The 7,626-nt window shown below is 56.7% G+C and carries 6 protein-coding genes; 4 read left to right on the top strand and 2 right to left on the bottom strand.

All coding sequences use genetic code 11. From position 1 onward, the window contains the following. On the bottom strand, positions 1-410 hold a 410-nt coding region (locus ABWP27_RS11235; protein ID WP_353156750.1), incomplete at its 3' end, for a beta/alpha barrel domain-containing protein. Between the two features lie 22 nt (positions 411-432). Then, on the bottom strand, positions 433-2,346 hold the full coding sequence (gene edd / locus ABWP27_RS11230; protein WP_353156747.1) for a phosphogluconate dehydratase: 1,914 nt from the start codon (positions 2,344-2,346) through the stop codon (positions 433-435). Between the two features lie 315 nt (positions 2,347-2,661). Here edd and pgi point away from each other — a divergent pair, with 315 nt between their 5' ends. The 4 genes from pgi to tal all read left to right on the top strand — a co-directional run. Continuing rightward, positions 2,662-4,305, top strand: a complete 1,644-nt coding sequence (gene pgi, locus ABWP27_RS11225) for a glucose-6-phosphate isomerase (protein WP_353156744.1) — start codon at positions 2,662-2,664, stop codon at positions 4,303-4,305. A gap of 77 nt (positions 4,306-4,382) precedes the next feature. After that, positions 4,383-5,852, top strand: a complete 1,470-nt coding sequence (zwf, locus tag ABWP27_RS11220) for a glucose-6-phosphate dehydrogenase (protein WP_353156741.1) — start codon at positions 4,383-4,385, stop codon at positions 5,850-5,852. A 24-nt stretch (positions 5,853-5,876) separates the two neighbouring features. Then, positions 5,877-6,728, top strand: coding sequence for a MurR/RpiR family transcriptional regulator (locus ABWP27_RS11215; protein ID WP_353156738.1), 852 nt, complete (start codon positions 5,877-5,879; stop codon positions 6,726-6,728). Between the two features lie 92 nt (positions 6,729-6,820). After that, positions 6,821-7,626 (top strand): transaldolase (tal, locus tag ABWP27_RS11210; RefSeq protein WP_353156735.1); only part of this gene is annotated, 806 nt, incomplete at its 3' end.

The raw sequence follows: 7,626 nt of genomic DNA, 5'->3' as shown, positions 1-7,626 counted from the left end.
CCACCTGCAGGAACGGCGGGAAACAACTTCACCTGACGGAAGCCGGCTTCGCGTGCACGCATCACTTCAGATGGCGTCATCACGCCCGGCAGCAAAGGCAAACCGCTGGCACGCGCGCCTTCGATCAGCTCTTGCGTCAAACCGGGAGAAACGCCGAAGATGGCACCGGCATCGCGTGCGGCGGCAAAGTCTTCGTGACGCGTGAGCGTACCGACGCCGAGTATCGCTTCCGGCACCTGCTCCGCGATCGCACGAATTGCGGCCAGGCCGTGTTGTGTCCGCAAGGTGACTTCCAGTACACGGATGCCGCCTGCCACCAGCGCGCGCGCCAAAGGCACGGCATGCGACAGATCGTCAATTGCAATCACCGGAATCACCGGCGAGCACCGCATGATTTCAAGCAGGGTCATGGACTTATTCATTCTGTGCTGTTCATATCGATTGTTGAACGTGGGTGTCTTCGTCGCTGAACGGTTCAGCATCGCCTTTCGGCAGATTGACCTCGGTATCGGTCGGCACAATCAGGCGCGGCAAGGCAAACGTGGCAGCACCCTCTTCGGCAATGCTGACCGTGGAACGGAACATTGCAAACAGCTCGCGCCCCATGCCCACCACGTTCGCTGAACGATCGACCGATGCATGCGGCCGTTGCTGCCATTCCGCCGCATCGACCAAAGCCTGCAAAACACCTGCTTCGGCATCCAGAAGAATGATGTCGCCATCGCGTATCTTTCCCAGCGGACCGCCGGCCAATACTTCAGGCGACACGTGAATGGCCGCCGGCACCTTGCCGGAAGCGCCGGACATGCGGCCGTCCGTCACCAGTGCGACGTGGAAACCGGCATCCTGCAAACTGCCGAGCGCAGGCGTCAATGCATGCAATTCAGGCATGCCGTTCGCCTTCGGCCCCTGAAAGCGCACGACCGCAACGAAATCCTGATTCAGTTTTCCATCCTGATAGGCGTGCATGAACTCTTCCTGCGACTTGAAAACGATAGCCGGCGCCTCGACCCGGTGATGTTCGGGCTTGACCGCAGAAATTTTAATGACCGCACGACCGAGATTGCCGGTCAGCAGGCGCAAGCCGCCATCCGGCGCAAAAGGACGTGTGGCTGGACGCAATACGCTTTCATCTGCACTGGTTTCCGGCGCAGGCTTCCACACTGCCTGTGCACCATCGAGAAAAGGTTCGGCGCAATGTGCACGCAAGCCTTCGCCAAGAATAGTCGTCACATCGTCATGCAGCAATCCTGCATCCAGCAATTCGCGGATCACGAAACCGGTACCGCCGGCAGCATGGAAATGATTGACGTCGGCTTCGCCGTTCGGATAGATGCGCGTCAGCAGCGGCACGACTGCCGACAATTGATCGAAATCGTTCCAGTCGATCACTATGCCGGCCGCCTTGGCGATTGCAATCAGATGGATCGTATGATTGGTCGAGCCGCCGGTTGTCAGCAGCGCCACGATCGCATTGACGATGGTTTTTTCATCGACCAGACGTCCGACCGGTGTGAAGGTCAGCCCTTGTGCGCTGATCTCCACTGCGCGTTGTGCGGCCCGCACAGTCAGGGCATCGCGCAAGGGCGTGTTCGGCGTCACGAATGCAGAACCCGGTAAATGCAGGCCCATCACTTCCATCAACATCTGGTTGCTGTTTGCCGTGCCGTAAAAAGTACAGGTGCCGGCATCGTGATACGACTTGGACTCCGCTTCCAGCAAGGCCTCGCGATCGATTTTCCCCTGCGCATAGAGCTGGCGAATTCTGGATTTTTCGGAATTGGACATGCCGGTCGTCATCGGCCCGCCCGGGATAAATACCGCAGGCAGGTGGCCGAAGTGCAAGGCGCCGATCAGCAAACCCGGCACGATCTTGTCGCAGATGCCAAGAAAGACCGCCGCATCGAACATATTGTGCGACAGCGCAATGGCGGTCGACATCGCGATCGTATCGCGTGAGAACAGCGACAGTTCCATGCCCGGCTGCCCTTGCGTAATGCCGTCGCACATCGCAGGTACGCCGCCGGCAAATTGCGCTACCCCACCCGCTGCGCGCACCGCATCCTTGATGATGCGGGGAAAACGTTCATACGGCTGATGTGCCGACAGCATGTCGTTGTATGCCGAGACGATGGCAATCGAAGGATTTTTCTGCTGCTTCAATACCAGTTTGTCGTTGGCCGGGAATGCCGCAAATCCGTGTGCGAGATTGGTACAGGACAAGGTGCTGCGCTGTACGCCTTGCTGTATGGATTCCGATAATTGATTCAGGTAAGCAGCGCGATAAGGGCGGCTGCGCTCTATGATCCGCTCGGTGACAGCAGACACGACGGGATTGAGCGGCATATGAAATCCTTGAAAACAGTTTTGAAATTTTACTACAATAAATCGTGCCAACCAAGCATCTTTTTTGGTTTTCCTACGAAAGCATAGGACACGCAATTGCGCGGGAAATTCACTTCTGCGCCATTATCCTGCAAACCGGACAAATCGTCCTGGCAGATTGAACTTTCATCTCTCAAGCGCATCCGTAACAGGCTGACTGCAGATACGCGGCACTGCGCATCCGATTTAACGCCTTGCCTGCACGGAATATATTTGTAGTGAAATTACCATAATTTGATGTATAGTTAAATCCAACTTCTATCGCATATATTGCCCATGCGCACTTCATCTCTGACCGCCTCTGCTGCTTTTCAGGCGCTGCAACAACATCACGCGGAAGCGAAAAACTGGCAGGTCCGCGATCTGTTTGCCCAGGACCCTGCCCGCTTTACCAAACTATCGACTGAAGGTGCAGGCCTGTTTTTCGACTACTCGAAGAATATCGTCAACGACAAGACCATGCATCTGCTGTGCGCACTCGCGCGCGATGCACAGGTGGAAACACAACGCGACGCGATGTTTGCCGGCGAAAAAATCAATCGCACCGAACATCGCGCCGTACTGCATACGGCCTTGCGCAGACCGCGCGGCGACAAACTGGAACTCGATGGGCACGACATCGTCCCCGACATACACGCAGTACTTGACCGGATGGGCGTATTTTCCGAACGCATTCGTTCCGGCGAATGGCGCGGCTACGATGGGCGCGAAATTACCGACATCGTCAACATCGGCATCGGCGGCTCCTACCTCGGGCCGAAAATGACTTGCCAGGCCCTGCGCTCGTTCGGTCATCCGCGCCTGCTCATGCATTTTGTTTCCAATGTAGATGGTCACGATCTCGATGCCTTGCTGTCGCGTATCGATCCTGCCACCACCCTCTTTATCGTTGCTTCCAAAACCTTCGGTACGTCGGAAACCATGACGAATGCGCGCTCCGCGCGCACCTGGTTTCTGCGCAGCGCCGACGCAAGCCAGTTGCCCAAGCATTTTGTTGCCGTCTCGACGCAACTGGATCTGGTCACCGAATTCGGCATTGCGGCAGAAAACATGTTCCCGTTCTGGGATTGGGTAGGCGGACGTTATTCGGTCTGGTCTGCAATCGGCCTGGCGCTGGTGATTTCCATCGGCATCGTTCGCTTCCGGGAATTTCTCGCCGGTGCGCATGCGATGGACCAGCATTTCCAGCAAACGCCGCTGGAAAAGAATCTGCCGGTCATTCTGGCCCTGCTCGGTATCTGGAATCGTAATTTCATCGGCAGCACTTCGATTTCCATCGCGCCGTATCACCAGGATCTGCGCCTGTTTTCCGGTTACCTGCAGCAGCTGGAAATGGAAAGTAACGGCAAGCGCGTCAAGGTCGATGGCTCCACAGTCGAGGTCGCTACCTGTCCCATCATCTGGGGGGATGTAGGCACCAATGGCCAGCATGCCTACTTCCAGTTGCTGCATCAGGGCACCGATGTGGCAGCGGTCGATTTCATCGCCGCGCTGAAACCATCGCATACGCTGGAATCGCATCAACTGCTATTGCTGGCAAACTGCTTTGCCCAATCGGAAGCCTTCATGCGCGGCAAGAATGCGGACGAAGTACGCGCCGACATGCAGGCGCAAGGTTTGTCGACTGAAGAAATTGAAAAATTGATTCCACACCGCAGCTTCCCCGGCAACCGCCCCAGCAACACTATTTTGATGGATGCGTTAACCCCGGGCACACTTGGTGCGTTAATCGCCCTGTATGAACACAAGGTGTTTGTACAAGGCGTGATCTGGGGCATCAACAGTTTCGATCAATGGGGCGTGGAACTGGGCAAACTGCTGGCAAAAAACATCGCGCTGGAACTGGCGGAGCAAGCCAGGCCGGCACAGCATGACAGTTCGACCAATGGCTTGATCGCACGCGCCAGGGCGGCACTGTAATCACCAGGTCAAAAAAACAATTTACCGTGATGATGTTCCGATGAACACATCCTCAACTACATAAACTCATAATAATCATGGCACTTACCGATTTTGATCTTGTTCTGTTTGGCGGCGGCGGCGATTTGTCGATGCGCAAACTGATCCCTGCAATGTATGCACGCGACCGCGCAGGAGATTTGCCGGCTGCGGCACAGATCATCTGTATCGGCCGCCAAAACTGGAACGATGCCGAATTCGTCCAGTCGCTGAACGAAAATGCACGACCGCACATCAACGAGAAAGTATTCGCACAGGCATCGTGGGACAAATTCTGCGCCCGCGTACGCTACGTCTCGCTGGACGCCACCGATGCCGCCACCTACCAGCCGCTCAGCGACGTACTGCGCAGCGATGCCAGCATCACGCGCGTGTTTTATCTGGCAACGCCGCCCACGCTGTTTGCCAAGATTTGCCACAACCTGTCGGCACGCGGACTGGCCACCGAATATTCGCGCGTCGTGCTGGAAAAACCGCTGGGCCGTGACCTCGCCAGCGCCAAGCAGATCAATCTGGAAGTCGGCCAGGTGTTCAAGGAATCACAGATTTTCCGTATCGACCATTATCTCGGCAAGGAAGCGGTGCAGAATCTGCTCGCGCTGCGCTTCGGCAATGTGCTGTTTGAACCCCTGTGGCGGCGCGAATGGATTTCCGACGTGCAGATCACGATTGCCGAGGAAATCGGCGTCGGCAATCGCATGGGTTATTACGAAACCTCCGGTGCGCTGCGCGACATGCTGCAAAATCATTTGCTGCAATTGCTGTGTATCGTCGCAATGGAACCGCCACTGTCCGTCTCGGCCGATGCGGTGCGTGATGAAAAACTCAAGGTCTTGCGCTCGCTCAAGCCGTTCACGCCGACCACACTGGCCAGGAATATCGTACGCGGCCAGTATCGCGCCGGCCATGTCGAAGGCAAGGCCGTACCGGCCTATCGGCAGGAAAAAAATGCCAACCCGGATTCAAATACCGAAACCTTCGTTGCCGTCAAAGCCGAGATCGATACCTGGCGCTGGGCCGGCGTGCCTTTCTATCTGCGCACCGGCAAACGCATGGCCGACCAGCTGGCCGAAATCGTCGTGCGTTTCAAAGCAATTCCGCACTCGATTTTTGCGCAATCGAATAGCAGCTTTCAGCCCAACTGCCTGGTGATCCGTCTGCAACCGGACGACGGTCTGCAATTGAACCTGATGGCAAAAACACCGGGCGACGGCATGCGTTTGAAGCCGGTCGAACTCGAACTGGATTTCGCTGAAACCTTCAAGGCGCCGCGCATGGATGCCTATGAACGCCTGCTACTGGATGTGTTACGCGGCCAACTGACCCTGTTCATGCGCAGCGACGAACTGGAAGCGGCATGGGAATGGGTGGAGCCCGTATTGCGCTACTGGGAACAGGAAGGCAACGAGCCGATACCCTACACCTCCGGTACCTGGGGCCCGGCTGCAGCCAGCGCCCTGATCGGACGCGACGGCTTGCAGTGGCGCGAAGAAGCGTTGCCGGAATAGTCGCAATAAACAACGGAAAAACGCATGCTGCTTGATTCGATACGCACCCAGTACGACCTGCTTTCCAAATCGGAAAAAAAAGTCGCGCTCGCCGTATTGGAACAGCCCGAGCTGGCAATCGCCGAGAACATCACGGCACTGGCCAAAAAAGCCGAGGTATCGGAACCGACCGTGGTGCGTTTTTGCCGCGCCATCGGTTTCGACGGCTGGCATGCATTCAAGATGAAACTTGCGCAGGGCCTGGCGCTCGCACCGGGTGCCGATGAAGCACCGGCACCGGAAGATCTGGCGACCGATCTGGTCAGCAAGATTTGCAGCCGCTCCATCAACACCCTGCTCGACTTGCGCAACAGCCTGGATGCCAATGCGATCGAGCAGGCGCTACAGGTGCTCGCGCGCGCCAATCGCATCGAGTTTTACGGCCAGGGCACCTCCGGCATCATTGCCGCCGATGCGCAGCACAAATTCTTTCGCTCCGGCATCCCGACCGTCGCCTACGCCGATCCGCACATCCACAGCATCGCCGCATCGCTACTGAAAAAAGGCGATGCGGTAGTCGCCATCTCGCAACGCGGCAACAGCATCGCCCTGCTGCGCAGCGTGCAACTGGCGCGCTCCTGCGGTGCCGATGTCGTCATTCTCGCGCCCAGCGGTACGCCGCTGGCAGAACTGGCGACCGTGCTGATTCCGATCGACCTGCATTTCCATACCGATCCCTACACACCCATTTCAGCGCGGCTCGCCCATCTGGTAGTGATCGATATCCTGGCCGTGGGTCTGGCACTGCGTTTGAGTCCGGAGCGCCGCAAGAAAATGCTCAGCGCGCAAAAAGCCCTGCAAAAAATCGAAATGCAGTTCGATTCATTTCTGCGATAACAATCTATTCGTATTCCACATACCGGCAGACTGCTACCCACTTTGAGTACAATAGATAAAACATTGCTCAAACATTTATTCATAAGCTCGCCATGAACCAACTCGAACAACTGAAGCAATACACCACCATCGTTGCCGACACCGGCGACTTTCAATCGATCGAGGCCTTTGCACCGCAGGATGCCACCACCAATCCTTCCTTGATCCTGAAAGCCGTGCAAAAGGATGAGTACCGTCCGATCATGGAAAAAGTCGCGCGCGAACACGCCGGCAAAAGTACCGCGGAAATCGTCGATCACCTGCTGGTCGCCTTCGGCACCGAGATTCTCAAGATCATTCCGGGCCGTGTCTCGACAGAAACCGACGCACGCCTGTCCTTCGATACCGCTGGCGCAGTCGCCAAGGGTCGTGAACTGATTCGTTTGTACGAAGCCGCCGGCATTTCGCGCGAGCGCGTATTGATCAAGATCGCCTCGACATGGGAAGGCATACGTGCCGCCGAAATACTGGAGAAGGAAGGCATACGCTGCAACCTGACGCTACTATTCTCGCTGCCGCAAGCCATTGCCTGCGCCGATGCCAAAGTGCAACTGATCTCGCCTTTCGTCGGCCGCATCTACGACTGGTACAAGAAATCCACCGGCACCGATTACACCGGCGCCGACGATCCGGGCGTGCAATCGGTCAAGCGCATTTACACTTACTACCGCAAGTTCGGCTATCAGACCGAAGTGATGGGTGCGAGCTTCCGCAACACTTCGCAAATCACCGAACTGGCCGGCTGCGATCTGTTGACCATCAGTCCTGAGTTGCTGCAGAAACTGGCAGAGTCGGATGCGGTATTGACGCGCAAGCTCAGTCCCGAGGCTGCGAAAAATTCCGATCTGGAAAAACTGAC

It is taken from the genome of Herminiimonas fonticola (assembly GCF_040395855.1).
In the GTDB taxonomy this organism is placed as follows: domain Bacteria; phylum Pseudomonadota; class Gammaproteobacteria; order Burkholderiales; family Burkholderiaceae_D; genus Oxalicibacterium; species Oxalicibacterium fonticola_A.
Note: the sequence above shows the minus strand (reverse complement) of the source record. Positions and strands in the feature narration are given on the sequence as shown.

Excerpts from the sequence above, each read along its gene's own strand:
- edd (WP_353156747.1), bottom strand. The coding sequence starts at position 2,346 with ATGCCGCTCAATCCCGTCGTGTCTGCTGTCACCGAGCGGATCATAGAG.
- pgi (WP_353156744.1), top strand. The coding sequence starts at position 2,662 with ATGCGCACTTCATCTCTGACCGCCTCTGCTGCTTTTCAGGCGCTGCAA.
- zwf (WP_353156741.1), top strand. The coding sequence starts at position 4,383 with ATGGCACTTACCGATTTTGATCTTGTTCTGTTTGGCGGCGGCGGCGAT.
- ABWP27_RS11215 (WP_353156738.1), top strand. The coding sequence starts at position 5,877 with ATGCTGCTTGATTCGATACGCACCCAGTACGACCTGCTTTCCAAATCG.